This window comes from Nocardiopsis alba, from assembly GCF_000710955.1.
GTDB classification, from domain to species: domain Bacteria; phylum Actinomycetota; class Actinomycetes; order Streptosporangiales; family Streptosporangiaceae; genus Nocardiopsis; species Nocardiopsis alba.
In genome coordinates this window covers 290,836-315,002 of record NZ_BAZE01000003.1, presented here as the reverse complement: position 1 = coordinate 315,002, position 24,167 = coordinate 290,836, and the positions used below count along the sequence as shown (strand labels likewise).

Here is a 24,167-nt window from a genome sequence, read left to right as displayed (position 1 = left end):
TCAGCGACCACCTTCCGAGGAGAGGGCCTCTTCGGCGCGGTCGGGTACGGAGATCCAGGCGCCCTTGCCCGGTGCCCATTCCCTGATCCGGGTTCCGGCGACGACCCCGCCTCGGACGTAGGGCTCCTCGTCCAGCACCTTCTGAAGTTCCTCGCGGTCCGCCACCTCGTAGAGCAGAAGCCCGGCGTTGTCACCGATGACCGGGCCGCCGAGCAGCAGGACGCCGCTCTCGGCGAGGCGATAGAGGTTCTCCGCGTGGGCCGGATGCAGGCCTTGGCGGCCCTCCCGGTCCACGTTGTACTCGAATTCGACGACGAACTTCGCCATACCGGCTCCTTGTGCGATGTTTCCTACCGAGGGCGGGGAAGGCCCTCACATGTAAAGTCCGCCGTTGATGTCGATGACGGATCCGGTCGAGTAGCCGGCGCTCTCGGAGCACAGGTGCAGTACGCTCCCGGCGGCCTCGGCGACCGTGCCGTACCGGCCCATGGGGAGTCGGGCCAGGACGGCCTTCCGCTCCGCCTCGTCGCGACGCTCGAGGGCGCCCGCCACCCGCTCGGTGGCGATCGGCCCGTGGGCCACCACGTTCACGACCACACCGGTGCCGGCGAGTTCATGCCCCATCTGCTTGGTCATGCCGATGACGGCGGCCTTCGAGGCGACGTAGGCGGCGTTGTTGAAACGGCTGAACGTACGGCCGCCCGTCGACGCGAAGTTGACGATGCGGCCGTAACCGTCCCGCACCATGCGTGGCGCGACCACCTTGATCGCGATCCACGTACCGACCACGTTCTCCAGGTGCGTCTGCTCGAAGTGGTGGTGTTCCAGGTCGGCGTAGCCGATGATCCGGGTGTCGCCGCCGACCCCGTTGACGAGGATCGAGGGGGCGTGGCGTTCGGTGATCTCCGTCAGCAGTCGCTCCGCGGCGGGGACATCGGTGACGTCGCCGACGATCGCTTCGACCTTCGTCCTCGGCGACAGCTCCTCGGCCAGACGGGTGACGGCCTCCTCGTCCTTGTCGAAGAGGACGAGGGGGTGTCCACCGGCGGCGAGCTCCCGGGCGACCTCGGAGAGGATTCCACCTGCGGCGCCGATCATGAGGGCGGTACGTGCGGTCACTTACTTTCACCTGGCCTGTGTGGGATATGGCGTGCTGGAAAGTCGTTCTGCCGGATCGCCCGTACCGGTGGATCGGGGGCTCGCACCAGAGATGACGGCTCGATCGGCCGTGGGCGGAGAAGGTGGTGCCGGATTCACCTCGGAATCGTCGGTGATGCAATCCGGTGCTGAATTTTCCCGGTCTTTTCGAGGGCTTATTAATGCGCCGGAGAAAAGGGCTCTTGGTGGCCGTGGGATACGCAATCGATCGTGCAACAGCCTAAAGTCGCCGTCAATGTGACCTGAATCACATTGCTACTTCTCTAGGGAAGTGGGTACCTTGATGGCCGCGCATATGGGAAATGCGACTTGTGTTTTTTGAATCTTTGCAGTTCAGGCACCATGATCACGATCTGGGGAGTCCGACTCCGCGAAAGTCGACTGCGGAGGAATTTCCTTTCCACTGCACTGATGTCCGGTTCGGGTCGTTCGTAGGCCCTCTTGTGGCCGGATTCGGCCATTGTTCTTCACATACGTGGCCGGTATCGGCCATTGATCACGAGAAACGGGAATGGGTGTCCGTCCGCACCGTCGGTGGGCGAGGTACCTGAGCAGCGATCGAGCACCCACTATCGGATGGGCGGACCATGCGACCCGACTCCCCTTGGCGCGTACGTGACTTCCGTGTGCTGTTCACCGCCTCCACGCTCAGCCAACTCGCCACCAACGTCAGCTACGTCGCCGTGCCGCTCGTCGCGGTGGCGGCCCTGGACGCCGGCCCCGGACAGGTCGGCGCGCTCGCGACCCTGAGCACCGTCGCGTTCCTCCTCATCGGGTTACCCGCCGGCGCCTGGGTGGACCGGATCAGCCATCGACGGGTACTGATCACCGCCGACCTGTGTCGGGCGTTGTTGTTCCTCACCGTGCCGCTCGCCTGGTGGGCGGACTCCCTGACCCTGATCCACCTCTACGCGATCGTGTTGTTGAACGGCTGCGCCACGGTGTTCTTCGACGTGGGATCGCAGAGTGTCCTGCCCTCTCTGGTCGACCGCCGAAGCCTGGTCCAGGCCAACGCCGACATCAACACGTTGATCGCCGCCGGCAACGTGGCCGGTCGCAGCGCGGGCGGCGCTCTGGTCGCACTGCTCACCGCACCCGTGGCCCTCGCGGTCAGTGCCTGCTCCTACCTGGCCTCGGCCCTACGACTCACCTCTCTACGGCACACGCCCCCGGCGCCCGCCCCCGAGAAGGGACCCCCGTTGCGGGCCCAGATCGGGGAGGGGCTGCGGCACGTGTTCGGCAAGAGGGAACTCCGGGCCCTCGCGATCACCGCGGCCCTCGCCAACCTGGGCTCGTCGGTCGTCAACACCATGCTCCCGATCTGGTTCGTCCGTGAGCTCGGCCTGTCGTCGGCCACATTGGGGCTCTTCTGGGCCGCCGGTGGCGTGGGCCTGTTGTGGGGGGCCCGATGCGCCCGACCGGTCGCGGCCCGACTCGGTTACGGGCGCACCCTCGGCATCGTCGGTCTGTGCCTGGCGCCCGCGGGCCTGCTCGTGCCCCTGGTCGGCCAGGGCGTCTGGCTCTATCTGGCCGGAACCGGCTGGTTCCTGGCCATGTTCAAGATCGGTATGGATAATGTGCTCGGCGTCAGTCTGCGCCAGCGCATGACCGCCGACCGTTTGCTCGGCCGCATGAACGCCACCTTCCGATTTCTCCTGACCGGTGCGCTCGCGATCGGCGCGGCGCTCTCCGGTGTACTGGGTGAACTGATCGGAGTGCAGGCCACCCTGTGGGTGGGTGGCGTATTCATGGCGACGGCCTTTATCCCGGTTTTCCTGTCGCCGGTCGTCAAGCTCCGTGAACTTCCCGAAGAACAGCCGCAGAACGCAGAATCATGATCCTTCGAACGAATCGACACCTCCCACGAGGAGAATGTTATGACAACCGTTGGAAATGGTTTAGAGGCAAAAGATCACGCTGACAGGTCGGATCCGCGTGAAACCATGCGCGTCCTTCCCGGATTCCTCCAGTATCCGCTCACGATATTCACTGGAAAGCCGATCTCCGGACAGGGTCCTTTGAGCTGGTGGACACCCGGATTCCACCTGGCCGGAGCCTGTTCCTCCATGCTGATCGGTACCGTGATCAGCACCGTCGGTCTGGTCCTCTCCGGTTTCTGGCTCCTGCTCCTGCTCCCGGGCTGGGCCGTCACTCTGCACGGCATGCGCAACCTGCGGATGATGGTCTATCACCAGTGCGCCCACCGCAATATGTACCGTCGGCGTCGTCTGGACGCCGCGATCGGCCGGGCCACCTCGGGTCTGCTGATCATCCAGCACTTCGGTCGGTACAGCAAAGAGCACGTCAGCGACCATCACGCGGCACACCACATGACGCTGCGCGATCCCACGGTCCAGGCGTTCCTGGTGAGCCTGGACCTGCACCCGGGGATGACCCGCCGTCGGATGTGGCGCCGTGTCCTGGGCAAGATCTTCTCGCCCTGGTTCCACCTGAACTTCATGGTGGCCCGTATCCGGTCCTTCTGGCACGGGTCGGACATCAGGGAGAAGGCGATCGCGGTCACCCTCTACGGCGGGGCCGCGACCATCACCATCGTCACCGGTACCTGGCACATCCTGCTCGTCGCCTGGATCGTCCCGCTCTTCCCGTTGTTCCAGGTGAGCAACACCCTGCGTCTCTGCGTCAAGCACACCTTCCCCTCCCAGGACGTGACCGTGCACCGGGGCAAGGAGTACTTCGGCAGCCTGACCAACGCCATCTTCATCGGTGAGCCCGCCCCCTCACCCGATCTGCCGACCGCCCGCCGCCTCGCGGCCTGGGCCCGATGGACCACGCGCATGCTGTTCGTGCACGCGCCCGCGCGCTACCTCGTCCTGACGGGGGACACGGTCGTACACGACTACCACCACCGCTACCCGGCCACCCCCAAGTGGGCGAACTACATCTTCGAACGCCAACTGGACGCCGACCGGGGCAGCCCCGGCTGGCCGCCCTACCACCAGGCCTGGGGACTGGTCCCCGCCGTCAACCTGGTCTTCGACTCGCTGTCCGTCGCCGACCCGGAGAAGTACGACGTCGAACGGTTGCGCGAGGTCAGCAAACGCGAACTGTTCGCCGCGTTCGACGACTGATCCCACGTGCCCGCGGCCCGGTTCTCCTCCGCCGAGACCGTCGCACGGACAGGCCCACCAGACCTCCGAGAGTCGCACATGACATGAGGAACGAACCCGTGACCCGAACAGTCATTCTCGGCATGGCGGCCAGCGACGCCCACGTCGTGGCCAACCAACTCATCGCCCACTCCCTGCGCTCCCAGGGTTTCCACGTGGTCAACCTCGGCGCCTGCACCTCGATCGCCGAGTTCGCCACCGCGTACGACGAACACCCCGACGCCGAGGCCGTCATCATCGGCAGCCTCAACGGACACGCCTACGAGGACCTCCAGGACCTGCCCGCGGCCCGGGCCGACGGCCTGCTGGGCTGCCCGGTGATCCTCGGCGGCAACCTCTCGGTGGGAAGCAACAAGGAAGCGGTCGACGATGAGCGGTTCCACGCGCTCGGAGTCGAGATGATCCTGTCCGATCCGGAGCTGCTCCCGGCCACCCTGGACGGATTCCGTTCCCCCAGCGCGCGGCCGGCCGAGGTCCGGTGAACGGCGTCTCGCCTCCGCCGATCCCCCCGGAACCTCCGCCGCTCGCGGAGACCATCGCCTACGTCCGAGGGTTGGGGAAACCGACCGCCGCGGAGGTCCTGCGCGCGGCGCGCGACGCGGGACGCGTGGCCCTGCAACCGCGCTGCGGTGTGGGGTCGCACAGCCAGATGACCACGTTGCTGCGGGACCTGGAACGGCATGCCCGGCCGGACATCCTGACGCTCACCATCGATTCCCACACCCGCCTACGACGTTTCGACAACGCCCGCGCCGTGCTCCTGCGCAACCCCGCCGAACTCAACGGATACCCCCTGGTCACGCATGGATGGCCCAGGGGGCGGGAGTTGAACGAGGCCGTGTCCGTACCCCTGGAGGTGCGGCACGGTTCCCCCGACGCGCGCCGACTGTTCGAGACCTCGGTGGCCTCGGGCATCACCTCCTTCGAAGGGGGAGGGATCTCGTACAACCTCCCCTACTCGAAGGCGGTGCCCCTGAGCGAGTCGCTGGCGGCGTGGCGGGACGTGGACGCGCTCTGCGGAGAACTGGCCGAGCGAGGTCTGACCATCGACCGCGAACTGTTCGGCACGCTCACCGCCGTGCTCGTGCCCCCGTCGATATCCCTGGCCATCAGCGTTCTGGAGGCCGTGGCGTCCACCCGGGAGGGCGTGCGCTGCGTCTCCGTGGCCTACCCGCAGGGCGGTCACTTCGAGCAGGACGTGGCCGCCCTGCGGGCCATCCCCGTCCTGGCGGCCCGCTACCTCCCCGAGGAGGTGGAGGTCCACGCGGTACTGCACGAGTTCATGGGGCTCTTCCCCAAGGAGAGGTCGCACGCCGAGGACCTCATCCTCTACGGAGCGCTGCTCGCCCGACTGGGCGGTGCCACCAAGCTGATCACCAAGACCTACCTGGAGGCCTACGGGATCCCCGATACACGCGCCAACATCGACGGTCTCCTGCTCGCCTCCCGGGCCAACTCCCCGCTCCTGGACTTCATCTCCTTCGACGAGGACCGCGTGGGCGCCGAACTGGAGTGGGTCCTGGAAGAGGTGGCGGAGATCGTGGAGCCGGTCCTCGAGGCCCCCGACCTCTACGAAGGGATCGAGTCCGCCTTCGAACGGGGCCGACTCGACATCCCCTTCAGCGCCAGCCGGTACGCGCGCTCGGCGATCATCCCGCGCCGAGCGCCCGACGGCGCCATCCGTTACCTGGAATCGGGGGCGCTGCCCTTCTCAGAACGCACGCTCCGTCGCAATAGGGAGAGCCTCGCCGACCGGGGCGACCCCTCCGACATGGGGGCCATGGTCAAGGGCCTGACCTCCGACATCAACCACTTCCTGAACATCTTCGGGGAGGGCGCCGGGGCACCGCCCCGGCCCGACCCCGAGGTCGTAGAGCAGTACCGCCACACCTGATGCACAGAGGAATCCACATGACAGATCAGCCTCGTCCCCGACTTCTCTTCGTCGGAGGGGCCGGAAACGCCACCCTCGCCGTCGACGTCGTCGGAACGGCGATCCGTGAGGCACGCGAGCGTGGCCTGGAGGTCCACGTCACGAACCAGGAGGCCACCCTGGCGGCGACGCCGTCCATCACCGAGCTGGCCGACGAGGCCTCCGCCGTCGACTTCGAGGTCCGCGGCGCGAGCGCGGCGTGGGCGCGCGAACAGGTCGCGGCGGGGAACCGCTTCGATGTCGTCTTCGGGGTGCGGGAGATGGCCCAGGAGGCGGTGGCCGAGGTCGCGGCCGCGCTGGGGCGCCCCGGGAACTCCCCGAAGGCGGTCCACCGGGTCCGGACCAAGGACGAGGCACGGGCGGAGCTGGCCGCCGCCGGGTTCCCCCAGCCGCGCTTCCTGGTCTGCTCCGACGTGGCCGAGGCGTACGACTTCCTGGAGGCGTCCACCGGGCCCTGGGTGGTCAAGCCGCGCGACGCCATGGGCAGTGAGGGGGTGACCCGGATCGCCGGCCCGGACGACCTCGCCGGCGCACTGGAGTTCCTCCCGGAGGGGAGCCGGGGCGCCTTCATCGTCGAGGAGTTCGTGGAGGGGCCCGAGTACAGCGCGGAGGGCGTCTTCCTCGGGGGAGCCCCCCACGTCCTCGCCCTCACCTCGAAGGAGCTGCTGCCGCCGCCGAACTTCTTCGAGACCGAGTACGTCATCCCCGCGATCCTCCCGGATGAGACCGCGCGGGAGATCGAGACACAGGTCGTGGCGGCCCTCACGGCGCTGGAGCTGGGTTACGGGCAGTTCCACGTGGAGCTGTGGTGGACCGAGCGCGGCGTCGTCCTGGGCGAGATCCACGTCCGTAACGCGGGCGGCTGGATCCATCGCATGCTGCCGCACGTCATCCCCGGTCTGGAATGGTTCGGCCTGGTCTACGACGACGCGCTGGGCACCCCCGTCGACCTGGAGGCGCTCCGGCCTCGCCGGGGGGCCGCGATCCGGTTCCTCACCCCACCCTCGGGCCGTCTGGTGGCGGTCGAGGGTTGGGACGAGGTGCTGGCCCATCCGAACGTGATCCACGCGGAGCTGGCGATCGCTCCGGGCGCCGTCATCGAACCGCACCGTTCGGTCGGTAACCGGGTGGCGCACATCCTGGTCGGCGCGGACACCCCGGAGGAGGCCCGGGACCTCGTTCGGGCCCTGGAGGAGTCGGTGCGGTTCGTCACGGAGCCCGTGGAGGACTGACCGGACGGATCGAACGGTGTCTCTTGAGGGGGTGGTGCCCGCGACGTGCGCGCGGGTACCGCCTCCGATCGAACGGAGGCATGAAAAAAGGCCCTGCGAACAGGGCCTTCTCTTGGTGTCCGAGGGGGGACTTGAACCCCCACAGCCTTAACGGCCACTAGCACCTCAAGCTAGCGCGTCTACCTATTCCGCCACCCGGACGTGGGTGTCTGGCGCTTCCCGCGCCGAACAGGTTCAACCATAGCAAAGGTCTGAGGGCGCCTGAACCGGTTTTCCGCCGAGGGGTGGGCGTGGCAGTGTCTAGGACGAAAGGTGCGGCCGGAGACGGGAGAACCAGATGGTGGAACCGACCAGGGATCTGAGCGCGGCGGAGGACGAGGTCGTCGACCTGTGCCGAGAGCTCATCGAGTTCGATACCTCCAACTACGGTGACCATTCCGGGCCCGGAGAGAGGAAGGCCGCGGAGTACGTGGCCGGCCGTCTCGACGAGGTCGGGGTGGAGTCGAGGATCTACGAGAAGCACCCCGGGCGCAGCAACGTCGTGGCGCGGATCACGGGCGAGGACTCCGGTCGTCCGCCACTGCTCATCCACGGTCACCTCGACGTGGTGCCGGCCGCCCCCGAGGACTGGACGCACCATCCCTTCGCGGGCGAGGTCGCCGACGGGTGCGTGTGGGGCCGCGGCGCGGTCGACATGAAGAACATGAACGCGATGGTCCTGGCGATGCTGCGGCAGCGGCTGCGCGACGGGCGCCGTCCTCCGCGCGACATCGTGCTGGCCTTCCTCGCGGACGAGGAGGCGGGCGGCACCTGGGGTGCCCAGTACCTGGTGAACGAGCACCCCGAGCTGTTCGCCGACTGCGACTCGGCCATCAGCGAGGTCGGCGGTTTCTCGTTCACCGTCAACGAGAATCGGCGCCTGTACCTGGTGGAGACCGCGGAGAAGGGCATCGCGTGGATGAAACTCACCGCGCGCGGCACCGCGGGACACGGGTCGATGACCAACAAGGACAACGCCGTCACCGAGCTGGCGGCCGCGGTGGCCAGGCTGGGGGAGCACGAGTTCCCGCTCCAGCTGACCCCGACCGTGCGGACCTTCATGGAGGAGATCTGCGAGGAGTTCGGGATCCCCTTCGACGAGAAGGACGTCGACGCCACGGTGGCGCGCCTGGGCCCGATCGCCAAGATGATCGGCGCCACGCTGCGCAACACCCTCAACCCGACGGTGCTCGGCGGCGGTTACAAGGCCAACGTCATCCCGGGTGAGGCCACCGCGCAGGTGGACGGTCGTTTCCTGCCGGGCACCGAGGACGAGTACTTCGCCAAGATCGACGAGCTGCTCGGCCCGAAGGTGAGTCGCGAGTTCATCCATCACCTGCCCGCGGTGGAGACGTCCTTCGACGGCGGCCTGGTCAACGCCATGTCCGAGGCGCTGCTGGCGGAGGACCCCGGGGCCAAGGCGGTCCCGTACTGCCTCTCGGGGGGCACGGACGCGAAGAGCTTCTCCAGGCTGGGGGTGCGCAACTACGGGTTCTCTCCGTTGCGGCTGCCGCCGGAGCTGGACTTCGCCGGCATGTTCCACGGAGTGGACGAGAGGGTCCCCGTGGACGGCCTCCGGTTCGGTGTCCGCGTCCTGGACCGTTTTATTGACATGAGCTGACCGAAATTTTTCGGGCTTAGGCCCCTGAACTGGGACGAACCGTGCTGAGAAATTCTCAGCACGGTTCGTTTTTCCACCTGAGATAACTCAACGTGATGCTACGGTTGCTTTCAGTGCGAGGGTGCTTCGGGATCTCCCGGGGTATCGACGCGCGACCGCGGGCCGAGCGCCCGTACGGGACCGTCCGGTGGCAGTGACGAGGAAAGGGGCATCCATGGTGCTCGCGAGTCGGGGGTGGCCGTTCAACGGCCTCGCTGCTCGCAACGCCCGTGGTGCCTACGCCCGTCTGCTGCTCCTGTCCGGGATCGTCGCCGTCGCGTGGCTGGCCGGGGGCATGGGTGTCGCGCACAGCGAGACCACCGCCGACTCCGGCGGTCTCGTCGACAGTGTCCTGGGGGTCGGCGAGGTCGCCGAGCGTACGGGACAGACGGCCGCGGACGAGGTCCGGCAGGGACGTCTCTCCGAGACCACGGCCCGGGTCACCGACTCGACCGAGGCCCTCGCCGACGGCGTCTCTCCGCACACCTCCGGTCTGCCGGTGGGAGAGCTCCGGAACGGCGGCGTCTCCTCGGCCATCGAGGGATCGGCGATCGGCTCGGTCGCCGACGACGTCGTCACCGACACCGCCAAGGTCGTCGACGGGACCGCGCGCGGGGCCTCCGGCCTCGTCGGCGGGGTCGCCCGTACCGGCCAGGGCGTCGTGGAGGCCACCGATGAGTCCCTGCGCGAGGCCGCCCTGGTCGACAGCGTCACCGAGGGGCTCTCCGAGTCCGTCGGCCACGGTCTGTCCGACTCCGTCGCCGAGGCCGGCGCGCCCTTGGGGCTGCCGATCCTCGGAGCCTCCGACGAGACCGAACCGTCCTCCGTCCCCGAAGAGCGCCCCGGCGCCCAGCGTGAGGACGAGGAGGGGGAACGGCACCGTTCCCCGATCGAGGCCGGAGTCCCGGTCCACGTGGTCGAGGCCGGATGGCGTGTGGCCGCCGAGGCCGCGCAGTCCGTCGCTCGACAGACCGCCGAAGAGGACGCCTCCGCCGAGCGCGTCCGCCTGATCGGCGGCGGTTCCCAGCACCAGGCCGGACCCGACGCCACCGGTGCGTCGGCCCCGTCCTTCCCCGCTCCCGGCGCCGCCGGGTTCCTGATGAACCGCTCCGGGCACCTGGTGTTCCGGATCCAGCGGGTCGCCCTTCCCGGTGACCCCACCCTGGTCGTCCGCGACGCCGCGGACGACCCCTCCTACTCGCCCGACTAGTCGCTCCCCCGCAGGGATCGCGGCCGGTCGGTGCGTCTCACGCACAGCCGCTCCACCGCTTCGAGGTGGGCGTGCTTCTCTCCCGGGCTCTTGGAGTCGGGAACCGTCCGCGGTCCACGAGTGACGAACAGTTCTTCTCTCTTCCTCGTCGACCAAAGGACACGACACCCGATGAACCAGACGATCCACGCCCGAGTCACCGCCCTGATCGCCGCCGGACTCCTGGCCACCACCGTTTGCGGCACCGCCTACGCCGACACCGTCACCAGCGGCAACGGTTCGCTCGGCGGCGGCAACCAGCTCGTGGTCGACGGCGACGTGCCGGTCAACCTCTGCGGTAACGCCATCGCGGTGCTGGGCATCGCCGGCGCCTCCTGCGCCGGTGGTGAGGCCAAGGTCGTCGAGAAGGACGACCCCGCCCCGGAGAAGACCCCGGAGAAGGAGAAGGACAAGGACGACGGCGGCTACGAGGGCCACGTCCCCGAGGACGAGGAGACCCCGGGCGTTCCGGAGACCCCCGAGGGCCCGGTCGGGGAGACGCCTCCCGCGGATCCGTCCGAGACCCCCGAGGACGACCGCGACGGCCAGACCGAGGAAGAGGAAACGGTCACCGAAGAGGAGAAGACTCCGGTGTCCGAAACCCCCGCCACGGACGCTCCGACGGCCCCCGCGATGGCCGACGGCCCCGCCGCTCCGGAGGGCGACGACAGCCGCCTCGCGGTCACCGGCGCCGACCAGAGCTCGCTGACCGGCATGGCGGCCGCCGCCGCCCTGGCCGTCGCCGCCGGCGTGGGTCTGCTGCTCTTCGGCAAGCGCCGCAGGGCCCGCGCCTGATCGGCCTCCCGGGCCTTCGGGCCCGGGGGTTGACGCGAGTCCCGTAGCACCGGCCGAGGCCACGTGCTCGGGGTTCACGTCAGCCGCCGCTCAACCAGAGCGGAGCTGATCGACGGGGTGAGGGCGTCCGTGAACGCAGCCAGCGAGAACGCGACGCGACCGCACCCGACAGACCGGCAGACCACGCACCGACCAGGTGCGGAGCCGACCGGATGATCCCCGGCCTCGGTCGAAGGCCCGCGTTCCATCCAGGGACGTGGAACGGCCTGTGGCCCACGCACGACACCTTCTCATCTACTCGTTTCCTCGAAAGGACTTCCCACATGCGTAAGTGGGCTGGCACCTCCGCGAAGTCCATGCTCCTGGCGGCCGGTTTCGTCGCTCTGGGCACCGGCGTGGCCTTCGCCGACTCCGACGCGGCCACCTCGGGCAACGGCTCGGTCCTGGGCGGCAACCAGGCCGTCGTCAACGCCGACGTTCCCGTCAACGTGACCGGCAACGCCATCGGCGCCGTCGCCGGTATGGCCGGCGCCTCCAGCGCCGGCTCCGACGCCAAGGTGATCGACCACCAGCACAACGAGGTGCACACCTCGGGCAACGGCTCGGTTCTGGGCGGCAACCAGCTCGTGATCGACGGCGACGTGCCGGTGAACGTCACCGGTAACGCCATCGGCGCCGTCGGAGGTGTGGCGGGGGCCTCCTCCACCGGCAGCGACTCCAAGGTCGTGCACGACGGGCACCACCACAAGCACGACGACCCGGACGTCGCCACCTCGGGCAACGGGTCCCTGATCGGCGGCAACCAGCTCGTCGGCGACCTGGACGTTCCCGTGAACATCTCCGGTAACGCCATCGGCGCCGTCGGCGGCGTGGCCGGCGCGGCCGCGACCGACGCCGACGCGATCGTGCGCAACCACCAGAGCGCCCCCGTCGAGCACCAGAGCGCGCCGGTCGAGCACCAGAGCGAGGCGATCACCGCCGCCGACCTGCTCGGCGAGGCCGTCTCGAACGCCAGCATCCTGCCCGACACCTCCGGTGTGGACGCCGGCGTGCTGCGTCAGTCGGCGCCCGTCCGCGAGCACCAGTCGGTGGCCACCTCCGGCAACGGCTCGGCGCTGGGCGGCAACCAGCTCGTCGCCGACCTGGACGTTCCCGTGAACGTGGCCGGTAACGCGATCGGCGCCGTCGGCGGCGTGGCCGGCGCGGCCTCCACCGACAGCGGGGCCACGATCAAGGAGGTCGAGAACGACGTCCGCAGCTCCGGCAACGCCTCCCTGGCCGGCGGCAACCAGCTCGTCGCCGACGCCGACATCCCCGTGAACGTGGCCGGCAACGCCGTCGCCGCGGTGGCGGGCGTCGCGGGCGCGAGCTCCACCGGTGACGAGGCCAAGGTCGTGCACCAGAGCGCCGAGACCGAGGCCCAGTCCTCGGCTCTGGACGGCGTGCCGCTGGTCGACCAGCTGCCCGAGGTGCCCGTCTCCGACATGCTGCCCGTCGGCTACGACCTGAGCGAGACCACCGCCCAGGCCGTCGAGACGCACGCGCCCGAGCGCGCCTCCGAGCTGCCCGACGCCTCCGAGATCCCGTCCGTCGACCCGGTCGGTGACCTGCTGGGCGCCGTGGGCGTCGGTCTGTAGGACCGACGTGGGCCGTTGAGGGCCCACGCGGGGGGTGCGCCGGACACGGTCGCCCGCCGGACCGGGGAGGAACGACCCGCCGTTCCGTGAGGAAAGCGGTGGACTGCGGTGGGTCGGGCTTCTCCGGAAAAGGTGGGGATCGCCGTTCGAAGCACCGGTCCCGCGAGCGGCACGCGGATGCCGTACGCGTCGGGTCGAGGGGTCGCCTTCGCTCTCTCCGTTCCGTGAGGAACGCGGTGGACTGCGGAGAGGGGAAGGTGACGATCGGAGGCCCGTGACGTGAGTCGAGTCCTCCCGGGAATAACCGGGAGGACTCGCCGCATTCCCAGGGTCAAGACACGCCTACCGTCGACAAGTGTGACGCAAGTCATAAAGATGGTGTGTTCGAAGTGCTCGTCCGAGTCGATGGCGGCGGCGACGAGAGGGACGCCATGGTCGCTCTCGCTCATTACGGGCCGGTACCGGTTCCCTGAGCGCTTATTCTGCGGATGCCGGTGGGTGCGAGGGTGACGGACCATCGAGGGACGATCCCTCACGAGGCCGCCCCGATCCGCTCACCGACGGGGGAATACCTGTAGTTCGGTTACTGTCGGTTCCCACGGGAGCCGAAGGACCGCGGCCGACAGAAACACGTAAGGCTAGACGTAGGGGAAACAGCGTGCCACCCACGAAGGGCAGCGCCGGCAAGAACGGCTCGAAGGACAACGGACGCCAGGGAGCGGGCACCGCTCTCGTCATCGTCGAGTCACCGGCCAAGGCCAAGACCATCGCCGGTTACCTGGGGCGCGGCTACGTCGTGGAGTCCAGCATCGGTCACATCCGTGACCTGCCGACGAAGGCCGCGGAGATCCCCGCCAAGTACAAGGGCAAGCCCTGGGCACGGCTGGGCGTCGACGTCGACGGCGACTTCGAACCCCTCTACGTCGTCAACACCGACAAGAAGGCCCACGTCAAGAAGCTCAAGGAGCTCATGGCCGAGGCCGACGAACTCCTGCTCGCCACAGATGAGGACCGCGAGGGCGAGGCCATCGCCTGGCACCTGCTGGAAGAGCTCAAGCCCAAGATCCCCGTCCGACGGATGGTCTTCAACGAGATCACCAAGGACGCCATCAGGCACGCCGCGAACAACACGCGCGACCTCAACGCCCGTCTGGTCAACGCCCAGGAGACCCGACGCATCCTGGACCGTCTCTACGGCTACGAGGTCTCACCCGTGCTGTGGAAGAAGGTCATGCCCAAGCTCTCCGCGGGGCGCGTCCAGTCCGTGGCCACCCGCCTGGTGGTCGAGCGCGAACGCGAGCGGATGGCCTTCACCTCCGCCGAGTACTGGGACCTCAAGGCGGTCTTCGACGCCACCGGTTCCGGAACCGTCGACGGTCCCAGCACCTTCCCCGCCACCCTGGCCTCCGTCGACGGCAAGCGCGTGGCCGCGGGCCGAGACTTCACCGCCCAGGGCACCATCCGCTCCGACCGCGACGTGCGCCACCTCGACGAGGCCGCCGCGCGCGGGCTCGCCGAACGTCTGTCCGGCGCCGGATTCGCGGTCTCCTCGGTCGAACGCAAGCCCTACCGCCGTTCGCCCTACGCGCCCTTCCGCACCACCACCCTCCAGCAGGAGGCCTCCCGCAAGCTCAACCTGTCCGCGAAGCAGACCATGCAGGTCGCCCAGCGGCTGTACGAGAACGGGTACATCACCTACATGCGAACCGACAGCACCACGCTGTCGGACAACGCGATCAAGGCCTCGCGCGACCAGGTGCGACGCCTGTACGGCGGCGACTACCTGCCGGACCGGCCGCGCGTGTACGCCAAGAAGGTCAAGAACGCCCAGGAGGCGCACGAGGCCATCCGTCCGGCGGGCGACAGCTTCCGCACCCCCGCCGAGACCGGTCTCAGCGGCCCCGAGCTGCGGCTCTACGAACTCATCTGGAAGCGCACCGTCGCCTCCCAGATGAAGGACGCCATCGGAGAATCCGTCACCGTCCGCATCGAGGGCACCTCCAGTGGCGGAGAGGTCGTCGAGTTCAGCGCCGGCGGCAAGATCATCACCTTCCACGGCTTCCTCAAGGCCTACGTCGAGGGCTCCGACGACCCGGCCGCCGACCTCGACGACCGCGAGCGTCGCCTCCCGGCCGTGTCCGAGGACGACCCGGTCAAGGCGGAGAGCCTGGAGGCCGAGGGCCACAGCACTCGCCCGCCCGCGCGCTACACCGAGGCCACGCTGGTCAAGGAGCTGGAGGAGCGGGAGATCGGCCGCCCCTCCACCTACGCCTCCATCATCGGCACCATCCTCGACCGCGGCTACGTGTTCAAGAAGGGCACCGCCCTGGTGCCCTCCTTCCTCGCCTTCGCCGTGGTGCAGCTCCTGGAGCGGCACTTCGGGAACCTGGTGGACTACGAGTTCACCGCGCGCCTGGAGGACGTCCTCGACGGCATCGCCCGAGGCGAGACCGAGAGCCTGCCCTGGCTGCGCCGGTTCTACTTCGGGGGCCAGGCCCCCGGCGGCGAGGAGGAGACGGGTCTCAAGGACCTGGTGGGCGACCACCTGTCCGAGATCGACCCCAAGGAGGTCAGCTCCCTGCCGCTGCCCGGCACCGACATCGTGCTCCGCGTGGGACGCTACGGCCCCTACCTGGACCGTGAGGGCGTCCGGGTGAACGTGCCCGAGGACCTGGCCCCCGACGAGCTCACCAAGGAGAAGGCCGAAGAGCTCTTCGCCCAGCCCAGCGGAGACCGGGAACTGGGGACCGATCCCGAGACCGGGCGCACGATCGTGGCCAAGTCCGGCCGCTTCGGCCCCTACGTCACCGAGATCATCCCCGAACCGGAGGAGTCCGAGGGCGAGACCAAGCCGAAGAGCAAGGCGAAGGCCAAGGTCAAGCCGCGTACCGGCTCCCTGCTCAAGAGCATGGACCTGGACACGGTCACCCTGGAGGACGCGCTGCGCCTGCTGTCCCTGCCCCGTGTGGTCGGGCAGCTCGACGGTGAGGACGTCACCGCGCAGAACGGTCGTTTCGGCCCCTACCTCAAGAAGGGCACCGACAGCCGCTCCCTGGAGAACGAGGAGCAGATGTTCACGGTGACCCTCGACGAGGCCCGTGCCATCTTCGCCCAACCCAAGCAGCGTGGCCGCCGCGCCGCGGCCCCGCCGCTGCGCGAACTCGGCGAGGACCCGGCCTCCGGCGCCAAGATGGTCGTCAAGGACGGTCGCTTCGGCCCCTACGTCACCGACGGCGAGATCAACGCCTCCCTGCGCAAGGGCGACGAGGTCGAGTCGATCACCGACGCGCGCGCCGCCGAACTCCTCGCCGAACGCCGGGCCAAGGCGCCCGCCAAGAAGAAGGCCCCGGCCAAGAAGACGACGGCGAAGAAGACCACCGCCAAGAAGACCACGACGAAGAAGACGACCACGACCACCACCAAGAAGGCGACCACGCGCAAGACGGCCGCCAAGAAGACCGGAGAACCCAAGACCGGCGAGTAAAGAGGTTCGGGCGCCGGGAGTGTTCGCTTCGGCCCTCCGCTTCGTTTCGGGGTCTCCGGGGGTTGAGGTGGGAGATCGAGTGCCGGTTACCCCTTGCTGGGGCTGGGGTCCGAAAGTGTTTGCTTTGCGCCTCCGCTTCGCTTCGGCGCGTGTTCGGGCGCCAAGGGAGGGAGCGTTCTTCATCCTCGTCCACGCCTACGCTCGTTCCTCGCGGGCGGCTCGACTCGTCTTGCAGAACACTCCCGGCGCCCGAACGGGCAACCCCCTGGGGTTGCTGTAGGAGATCGTGTGCAGCGACCCCCTGGGGTGCCGGAGGGTGCGGACTCCCACCTTCACCCCCTGGGGGTGACCGGTACGCGATCTCCTACATCGACCCCCAGGGGTGAGACGGTGGTCGGGTGGTCGGGCCGAGGGTGTGCCGTGGGGGTTTCGTGACGTATACGGAACCTGACGGCCTGTCGGGGGTGGGGCTTCCGTACTACGCTGAGTGTGACCGGTGGGGGCGCTGAAACGAGTGCGCACCCCAGAGGCGCCCCCCGTTTTCTTGGACAGGTGTCCGATGCCCGTCATGTCCTATCCCCCTCGTCGATAATCTTGAGCGCTATGAGCAGATCTGCACCCCTGGGAGCGCCGGCCGAGGCGCAGAACGTCCTCGCGATCACACCCTTCCGAAGGCTGTGGGTCTCGCTTTCCCTCTCCAGCCTGGGTGACTGGCTGAGCCTGCTGGCGATGGTGTCCCTCGCGGCCATCTTCACCGCCGACGGCTCCCCCCTCGTCCACTACCTCGCGGTGGCGGCGGTCGTCGCCATCAAGCTCGCCCCCGCGATCCTCCTGAGCCCCCTGGCCGGGATCGTCGCCGACCGGCTGGACCGGCGGTGGACGATGGTCGGCGGCGACGTCCTGCGAGGCCTCCTCTACGTCTCCATCCCCGTCGTCGGTCTGCTGTTCCCGGGCTTCGCCCTCCAGTGGCTGCTGATCGCCGGTCTCCTGGCGGAGATCGTCGCCCTCTTCTGGACCCCGGCCAGGGACGCGACCATCCCCGGTCTGGTCCCCAAGAGGATGCTGGGGCAGGCCAACCGGCTCACCCTCCTGGCCACCTACGGCGCCGCCCCGATCGCGGCCCTGCTCTTCGCGGCCCTGGCCTCGATCAGCAACCTGCTGGGCGTCCTGATGCCCTCGATGGCCGCCCCCGAGGCGGACGTCGCCCTCTACCTGAACGCCCTCACCTTCTTCGTCGCCGCGATCGTCGTCGCGACCCTGCCGCTGCCCAAGCACGCGGTCTCCAAGACCCTGCTGAGCCCCAACCGCGACGCCGAACTGCTGCGCTCCATCGGCCGCGGCCGTGAGGCCGTCGGCTCGGGCGCGCTCGCGCGCGGCGTCGTCATCGCCCTGGCGGTCACCGCGGCCGCCGGTGGTCTGGTGATCGGCGTGGGTCGTCCGCACGTGGAGCACTTCGGCGCGGGCAACGCCGGTTTCGGTGTCCTGGTCGCCGCGCTCTTCCTCGGTCTGGGCCTCGGCCTGGTGGCCGCCCCGCGCGTTCTGAAGAAGTTCAGCCGCCGCCGTTTCCTCGGCCTGTCCGTGGTGCCGGTCGCGCTGGCCCTGATCATCACCGGGGCGATCGGCGACATGGTCCTGTCCGCCGTCCTGGCCCTGGTCCTCGGTATGGGCGCCGGCCTGACCTGGGCGACCGGGTCCCGGCTGATCGAGATCGACGTGGAGGACGAACAGCGCGAGCCCGCGTTCGCCCTCCTGCACGCCACCGGCCGGATCGCCCTGCTCGCGGCGGCGATCCTGGCCCCGCTGGCGGCCGGTCTGGCCGGCGACCACGAGATCCCGCTGGGAGGCCCGCTCAGCTACGACCTGAACGGCAGCGGAGTGGTGCTGCTGGTCGGCGGTCTCCTCGCCCTGATCCTGGCCGTGGTGAGCTATCGACAGGCCCAGGGCGACGACCCCGAGGCCGGCCCCGGCCTGTTGCCGGAACTGTTCGCGGCCCTGCGCGGGATCGACCCCGAGGTCGACGAGGGGGAACGCCCCGAGATCACCGGCACCTTCATCGTCCTGGAGGGCGGCGAGGGCGCGGGCAAGTCCACCCAGGTCCGCGACCTGACGGTGTGGCTGCGCGAACAGGGCTTCGACGTCGTGGGCACCCGGCAGCCGGGCGCCACCAAGCTGGGGATGCGGCTCCGCGGCATCCTGCTCGACCGGGAGAACTCCCACATCACCGACCGGGCCGAGGTCCTGCTCTACGCGGCCGACAAGGCCGACCACGTGGAGCAGGAGATCCTTCCGGCCCTGCGCCGGGGCGCGGTGGTGATCAGCGATCGCTACATCGACTCCATGCTCGCCTACCAGGGCGCCGGGCGCTCCCTGGACACGGAGGAGGTCCAGGAGATCAGCTCCTGGGCGACGCAGGGGCTGGTCCCGGACCTGACGGTGTTGCTGGACGTACGGCCCGAGGACGGCCTGTCCCGTCTGGGCGGCCCGGCCGACCGGATCGAGTCGGAGTCGGTCGAGTTCCACGACCGGGTCCGCAAGGGCTTCCGGGCGCTGGCCGAGGAGCACCCGGAGCGGTACCTGGTGTTGGACGCCCGTGAACCGCAGGAGAAGATCGCCCGGGAGATCCAGCGACGGGTGCGTCCGCTGCTGCCGGACCCGATCGACGCGGACTCGGAGGCGGTCACCGGCATGATCCCGGTGATCAAGCCCGAATAGGAGCGTGATCGAGGGCCCCTCGCCGATCTTCGGTGAGGGGCCCTCGTCGTGTCAGCGGGTGAGGGTCCAGTCGCCGCCGCGGCGGGCTCCGATCTCCAGGACGACCGTCCCCTCCCGCAGGGGCGCGCTCTCGTCGAGGGGCCCGTCCGACAGGACCATCGAGTCGCCGAGGTCCTCCAGGGTCCGGCTCCTGACGCTGAACGGCCCCTCCTCCTCGTAGGTCATCCTCAGGTCGTCCATGTCGTTGGGCGCCCACCAGAGCTGGACGACCTCGTCACCGGAGCCGGAGAAGACATCGTCCTCCGGTTCCCAGGGGACCGCGGCCGTCAGAGGTTCCACGACGAGCTCCCAGGCGCCTTCGGCCTCGACGCTCAGGTAGGCGATCTCCTCGTGCTGGAACGACGGGCCGAGCAGGCGACGTCCTTCGTAGGGGCCTTCGGCCCATTCCACCCGGTTCATGGTCTCGCGGTCGGATTCCATGGCCCACACCATGAACTCTCCTTCCCCTTCATGGCGGAAGGAGAGGATCCGGGTGTCCTCGAAGGGGTCTCCCAGATCGAGGAGGGTGTCACCGGTGCCGGAGCCCGACAGGGTCTCGGGTTCGGGGAAGGGCGGTGGATCGATCGCCTCCGGTGTCCCCCTCCGTTCGGTGGGCTCGTCGTCCACCCCACCGGCCTCAATGGTCGTCTCGGGGGTCGTGGGCGAGGCGTCGGCCGTAGGGGGTTCCGAGGCGCCGTCGGGGCCCGATCGAAGGAGGGCGGCGATGGTGACCAGGACGAGGAAGACGGTCGCCAGACCGGCGCCGCCCAGCGCGACGAGGGTTCCGGTGGACAGACGGTGGGAGGCGGGTCCGGAGGGAGGGGGTGCGGTCACGAGGACTCCGTGCTCTCGGGGGACGACGAGGCTCCCATTGTGACCGCTCGAAGGATCCCCGTCGTGGCCCGGGCCGGAGGCGGTCGCCCCCGGCCCGGCTCATCGGGTCAGCGGGTGAAGGTCCAGTTCCCGTCCGCCGTCACCGCGAGCAGCAGCGTGCCCGCGGCCAGGGAGACCTGTCCTTCGTAGGCGCCGATCTCGTTGACGAGCAGGTCCCGGTCGGTGCTGGTGTAACTCCAGATGGCGAAGTTGCTCGCTCCGTCGTGCGTCATGCTCAGAGCGGTGATGCCCTCGGGGGTCCAGGCCAGTTGGACGACCTCGTCTCCGGCACCGACGAATTCGTCCTCGTCCTCTCCCCACGAGACGGCGGTGGACAGGGGCTCCAGGGTGATCTCCCAGGATCCGTCCGCGCTGATCTCCAAGGCGGCGGCCTCCTCGCGCTCGCCGGCGTTGTAGAGGACCCGGCCCTCGTAGGCGCCGATGACGTTGGCGAGCATGTCGCTGTTGTCGCCGCCGGAGGTCAGGGTCCGCACTGTGAAGTTCGAGGCTCCGCCGTGGCTCAAGGTGGCGATGCGGGCGTCGTCATGGAGGTCGATCTCGACGACGGAGTCGCCGACACCGCTGTACTCCAACGTCTCGGGCTCGGGGAACGCCGGCTCCTCCTCCTCTTCCTCCTCCACGGCCTGTTCGTTCTCCGCCTCGGTGACGGCCTGTTCGTTCTCCGCCTCGGTGACGGCCTCCGGTGCGGACGTGGCACGGGGCTCACGAGGGGGGTCGTCCGAGAGCACCGACATACACGCCCCCATCAAGAGGAGGACGAGAAGGATGACGACGGCCCCTCCGCAGCCGAGAGCGGCTTTCGCGCCGGTCGACATACCCCGCTTCGGGGAGGGCGCCGGGGGGTTCTGGGCCGGTCCGTGCGGCCCGGGGCCGTAAGGGCCCTGGGGGTACGGGGAGCCCGGGCCGTGGGGCGGGTGCGGTGGGGGAGGTGGCTGGGACATGGTCGCTCCGACCGTTTCGGGGGACAGGGGGATGCCACGGATGCGGAGCGGGCGCGTGTGGTCGAGCACCAATCTAGTCGAAATGCCCGAAGGGTTGGGTTCTGGGCGCTGCCGGCCTCGCCCCCTGGGAGGTGCGACGGCCGAAGGCCCACAGGGAAGAGGGGCTGTGGAAAACGGTCCGGGTGTCGTCGGGGACTTCTATCCTGGGGACGGACATTCCACGTGGCCCGGGGGGCAAGCTTGACGGTCTTCGACGACCTCGTCGGCCAGGAGGCGGCGAGCGCACAGCTGAGTCGGGCGGTCGCCGGCGCCGCCGACCTCATCGCGGGCGGGAAGGGCGCCGGGATGACACACGCCTGGCTGTTCACCGGCCCGCCGGGGTCCGGAAGGGAGGAGGCCGCGCGGGCCTTCGCCGCGGCCCTTCAATGTCCCGACGGCGGCTGTGGCCACTGCGATTCCTGCCATCAGGTCCTCGCCGGCACCCACCCGGACGTGCTCTACGTACACCCCAGCGGGCTGAGCTTCGGTGTGGCCGCCACCCGTGACCTGGTCCTGCGCGCGGGTTCCAAGCCGTCCGGCGGCAACTTCCGGATCGTGCTCTTCGAGGACGCCGACCGTGCCACGGAGGCGGCCTCCAACGCCCTGCTCAAGGCGGTGGAGGAACCCTCTCCCCGAACGGTGTGGCTGCTGTGCACGCCCACCCCCGACGACCTGCTGATCACCATCCGTTCCCGGTGCCGGCTGGTCACCCTCGCCACCCCGGGCACCCGCCAGATCGTCGACGCCCTGGTCATGCGCGAGGGCGTGGACACCGTCACCGCCGAATCGGCGGCCCGGGCCTCGGCCGGCCGTATGGACCGGGCGCGGCAGCTCGCCACCGACCCGGAGGCGCGTCGCCGCCGTGAGGAGGTGCTGGCCATCCCGGCGCGGCTCGACGGGCTCGGTGCCTGCGTCACCGCGGCCGCCCGGTTGTACGAGATCGCCGAGGAGGAGTCCAAGGCGCTCACCACGGCCCTCAACGAGAAGGAGAAGGACGAGCTCAAGGCGGCCTTCGGCGAGGGCTCCACCGGTAAGGGGGTGGCCAAGGCGGTCCGGGGCGCGGCGGGTGCCCTCAAGGACCTGGACGAGCGACAGAAACGTCGGGCCACCCGGATCAAACGCGATTCCTACGATCGGGCCCTGCTCGACCTGGCCGCCTTCTACCGGGACGTGCTCGCCCTCCAACTCGGGGCCACCGTGGAGCTGTCCACCGGGGAACGTTCCGGGGACCTGGAGCGGATCGCCCGCGCGGGTACCCCGGAGTCCACGCTCCGCCGTATCGACGCGATCATGGCCTGTCGTGAGCGGATCGCCGCCAACGTGCATCCGCAGATCGCCATGGAGGCGATGACCTCCGCCCTGTTGGCGGGTTGAACACCGCGGCCCCCGGGGCCGGGCATCGGCCCGATCCGCGAGAATCGGGGCACGACGACGAGTGGAGGCGGATACGGGTGGGTGCCAGGGTGCGTGTGGGGGCGACACTGCTCGCCGGAGCGGTGCTGCTCTCCGGATGTGGTCTCGGTGGTGGGGACACGGCAGGTGAGGACGGCGGGGCGCCCGTGGAGTTCACCGAGCAGGAACTCGCCTGGGAGGAGTGCGAGAGCGGCCTTCCCGGCAGTGAATGCGCGGTCTTCGAAGTGCCGATGGACTACGACGCCCCCGATGGGGAACGGATCGAGATCGCGGTCAAGCGCGTCCCCGCGACCGGGGACGAGGCCCTGGGGTCCCTGGTGGTCAACCCCGGTGGTCCGGGGGGATCCGGATACGACTTCGTCGATCACTCTCCGTACACCGTGAGCGAGGCCGTGCGCGCGAACTTCGACGTGGTGGGCTTCGACCCTCGGGGTGTGGGCCGCAGTACCCCTCTGACCTGTCTGGACACCGAGGAGATCGACGACCTTCTCGGTACCGACTACGGCACCGGGCGGGGCGCCGACGACCTCGCCGACCTCAGCCCCGAGGGCCTGGAGCAGATCGAGGACACGAGCCGGTCGTTCGTCGAGGCCTGCGAGGAGAACGCGCCCGACCTCATGCGCAACATGGGGACCGCCGACGTCGCCCGGGACATGGACCTGCTGCGCGCGCTGCTCGGCGACGACCGGCTGACCTACCTGGGGGCCTCCTACGGCACCCACATCGGCGCGCAGTACGCCGAACAGTTCCCCGATCGGGTACGCGCGCTGGTCCTCGACGGAGCGGTCGACCCGAGCCAGGACCAGCTGAGCGTCAGCGTTCAACAGGCCACCGGTTTCGAGACCGCGCTCAGGGCCTTCGTCGAGGACTGCCTGGGAACGACGGAATGCCCGATCGGTGAGCGGGGCGACACGGTCGAGGAGGGCATCGCGAACCTGGAGGCCTTCCTGGACGAGGTCGCCGTCGAACCGTTGGACACCGCCACGGACGACGGGCGTGAGCTCAACAAGGCTCGCGCCGAGCTCGGCGTGCTCGCGGCCCTGTACACGGAGAGCTGGTGGCCGCGGGTACGGGAGGCGCTCACCGACGCGATGGAGGGCGGGGACGGTACCGGCCTGCTGTTGCTCGGCGACGACCTTTACGGGCGCGGGGACCGTGCCGAGTACGAGAACTCCACGGCGGCCCTCATGGCGGTGAACTGTTCGGACTCTCCGGCACCGCGCGAGTTGGAGGCCTACGCGGAGGCGGCGGCCCTGGCGGGCGAGGAGTCCCCGGTCTTCGGCCCGACGTTGGCCTGGGGCGCTCTGCCCTGCGCCTTCTGGCCGGAGGAGGCGGTGGCCCCGCAGGCCGAGCTGAACGCGGCCGGCGCCGATCCGATCATGGTGCTGGGGACCACGCGCGATTCGGCCACCCCCTACGCCTGGTCGGAGGCGCTCGCCGACCAGTTGGAGTCGGGTTTCCTCGTCACCCGGGACGGCGATGGCCACACCGGCTACCGGATGGGCGACGACTGCGTGGACGAGATCGTCGACGGCTACCTGCTGGAGCTGTCCGTGCCGGAGGACGGCGGGGTCTGCGCCGCGGCCCTCGCGGGCTGACGAGGCGGCATCGGGGGACCGTCTCCGTTCGGCCGGGGTGTACGCCCCACTCTCCGAAGGCGCTAGACTGGTTCCTGCTTCGCCACGTGCGACACGTGGCGACGTGCCGCCTTAGCTCAGTCGGCAGAGCGATTCACTCGTAATGAATAGGTCATCGGTTCGATTCCGATAGGCGGCTCGGCCCTCTCAGGCCCGTCCGGGACACCCGGACGG

At 69.4% G+C, this 24,167-nt stretch carries 17 protein-coding genes and 2 tRNA genes; 14 read left to right on the top strand and 5 right to left on the bottom strand.

The window, feature by feature from the left end:
- Entirely contained in the window at nucleotides 1-327 is a 327-nt protein-coding gene (locus TR33_RS07135; RefSeq protein WP_042282238.1) for a YciI family protein, read from the bottom strand.
- Nucleotides 328-372: 45 nt separating this feature from the next.
- On the bottom strand, nucleotides 373-1,119 hold the full coding sequence (locus TR33_RS07130; protein ID WP_014913549.1) for an SDR family NAD(P)-dependent oxidoreductase: 747 nt from the start codon (nucleotides 1,117-1,119) through the stop codon (nucleotides 373-375).
- Nucleotides 1,120-1,745: 626 nt separating this feature from the next.
- On the opposite strand from TR33_RS07130, the gene TR33_RS07125 reads away from it, so the two are divergent.
- From TR33_RS07125 to TR33_RS07105, 5 genes are all read left to right on the top strand, one after another.
- Complete coding sequence (locus TR33_RS07125; RefSeq protein ID WP_042282236.1) at nucleotides 1,746-2,996, top strand: MFS transporter; 1,251 nt, start codon at nucleotides 1,746-1,748, stop codon at nucleotides 2,994-2,996.
- 228 nt (nucleotides 2,997-3,224) lie between these two features.
- Nucleotides 3,225-4,250, top strand: coding sequence for a stearoyl-CoA 9-desaturase (locus tag TR33_RS07120; protein ID WP_199806111.1), 1,026 nt, complete (start codon nucleotides 3,225-3,227; stop codon nucleotides 4,248-4,250).
- A gap of 98 nt (nucleotides 4,251-4,348) precedes the next feature.
- Nucleotides 4,349-4,771: a cobalamin-dependent protein gene (locus TR33_RS07115; RefSeq protein WP_108914127.1), complete on the top strand. Its 423-nt coding sequence runs from the start codon at nucleotides 4,349-4,351 to the stop codon at nucleotides 4,769-4,771.
- The gene (locus TR33_RS07110; protein WP_042282234.1) at nucleotides 4,768-6,183 is read left to right on the top strand and encodes a methylaspartate mutase; all 1,416 of its coding nucleotides are present in this window, start codon (nucleotides 4,768-4,770) and stop codon (nucleotides 6,181-6,183) included. The genes TR33_RS07115 and TR33_RS07110 overlap by 4 nt, the downstream gene beginning before the upstream one ends.
- Nucleotides 6,184-6,200: 17 nt before the next feature.
- Entirely contained in the window at nucleotides 6,201-7,454 is a 1,254-nt protein-coding gene (locus TR33_RS07105) for an ATP-grasp domain-containing protein (protein WP_014910963.1), read from the top strand.
- Between the two features lie 113 nt (nucleotides 7,455-7,567).
- On the opposite strand, the gene TR33_RS07100 is transcribed toward TR33_RS07105, so the two are convergent.
- A tRNA-Leu gene (locus TR33_RS07100) sits at nucleotides 7,568-7,655 on the bottom strand.
- Between the two features lie 136 nt (nucleotides 7,656-7,791).
- Here TR33_RS07100 and TR33_RS07095 point away from each other — a divergent pair.
- The 6 genes from TR33_RS07095 (at nucleotide 7,792) to tmk (ending at nucleotide 19,030) form a co-directional block, all read left to right on the top strand.
- Nucleotides 7,792-9,114: a M20/M25/M40 family metallo-hydrolase gene (locus TR33_RS07095; protein ID WP_042282232.1), complete on the top strand. Its 1,323-nt coding sequence runs from the start codon at nucleotides 7,792-7,794 to the stop codon at nucleotides 9,112-9,114.
- Nucleotides 9,115-9,328: 214 nt separating this feature from the next.
- Nucleotides 9,329-10,363 carry a hypothetical protein gene (locus TR33_RS07090; protein ID WP_042282230.1) on the top strand — a complete coding sequence of 345 codons (1,035 nt, stop codon included), beginning with the start codon at nucleotides 9,329-9,331 and terminating at the stop codon, nucleotides 10,361-10,363.
- Between the two features lie 171 nt (nucleotides 10,364-10,534).
- Entirely contained in the window at nucleotides 10,535-11,197 is a 663-nt protein-coding gene (locus TR33_RS07085; RefSeq protein ID WP_017534609.1) for a membrane protein, read from the top strand.
- A gap of 323 nt (nucleotides 11,198-11,520) precedes the next feature.
- The gene (locus TR33_RS07080) at nucleotides 11,521-12,834 is read left to right on the top strand and encodes a hypothetical protein (protein WP_026125008.1); all 1,314 of its coding nucleotides are present in this window, start codon (nucleotides 11,521-11,523) and stop codon (nucleotides 12,832-12,834) included.
- A 658-nt stretch (nucleotides 12,835-13,492) separates the two neighbouring features.
- Nucleotides 13,493-16,318: a type I DNA topoisomerase gene (gene topA / locus TR33_RS07075; protein WP_042282227.1), complete on the top strand. Its 2,826-nt coding sequence runs from the start codon at nucleotides 13,493-13,495 to the stop codon at nucleotides 16,316-16,318.
- 603 nt (nucleotides 16,319-16,921) lie between these two features.
- A complete protein-coding gene (gene tmk, locus TR33_RS07070) occupies nucleotides 16,922-19,030 on the top strand; it encodes a dTMP kinase (protein ID WP_042282225.1) in 2,109 nt (702 codons plus the stop codon).
- A 51-nt stretch (nucleotides 19,031-19,081) separates the two neighbouring features.
- On the opposite strand, the gene TR33_RS07065 is transcribed toward tmk, so the two are convergent.
- Nucleotides 19,082-19,903: a hypothetical protein gene (locus TR33_RS07065; protein ID WP_042282223.1), complete on the bottom strand. Its 822-nt coding sequence runs from the start codon at nucleotides 19,901-19,903 to the stop codon at nucleotides 19,082-19,084.
- A gap of 107 nt (nucleotides 19,904-20,010) precedes the next feature.
- Nucleotides 20,011-20,697, bottom strand: coding sequence for a hypothetical protein (locus tag TR33_RS07060; RefSeq protein ID WP_234305770.1), 687 nt, complete (start codon nucleotides 20,695-20,697; stop codon nucleotides 20,011-20,013).
- Nucleotides 20,698-21,144: 447 nt separating this feature from the next.
- Here TR33_RS07060 and TR33_RS07050 point away from each other — a divergent pair, with 447 nt between their 5' ends.
- From TR33_RS07050 to TR33_RS07040, 3 genes are all read left to right on the top strand, one after another.
- The gene (locus tag TR33_RS07050; RefSeq protein WP_042282217.1) at nucleotides 21,145-22,317 is read left to right on the top strand and encodes a DNA polymerase III subunit delta'; all 1,173 of its coding nucleotides are present in this window, start codon (nucleotides 21,145-21,147) and stop codon (nucleotides 22,315-22,317) included.
- A 77-nt stretch (nucleotides 22,318-22,394) separates the two neighbouring features.
- Entirely contained in the window at nucleotides 22,395-23,954 is a 1,560-nt protein-coding gene (locus tag TR33_RS07045; RefSeq protein ID WP_042282215.1) for an alpha/beta hydrolase, read from the top strand.
- Nucleotides 23,955-24,059: 105 nt separating this feature from the next.
- Nucleotides 24,060-24,132: transfer RNA gene (locus TR33_RS07040), tRNA-Thr, on the top strand.
- Nucleotides 24,133-24,167 lie beyond the last annotated feature (35 nt).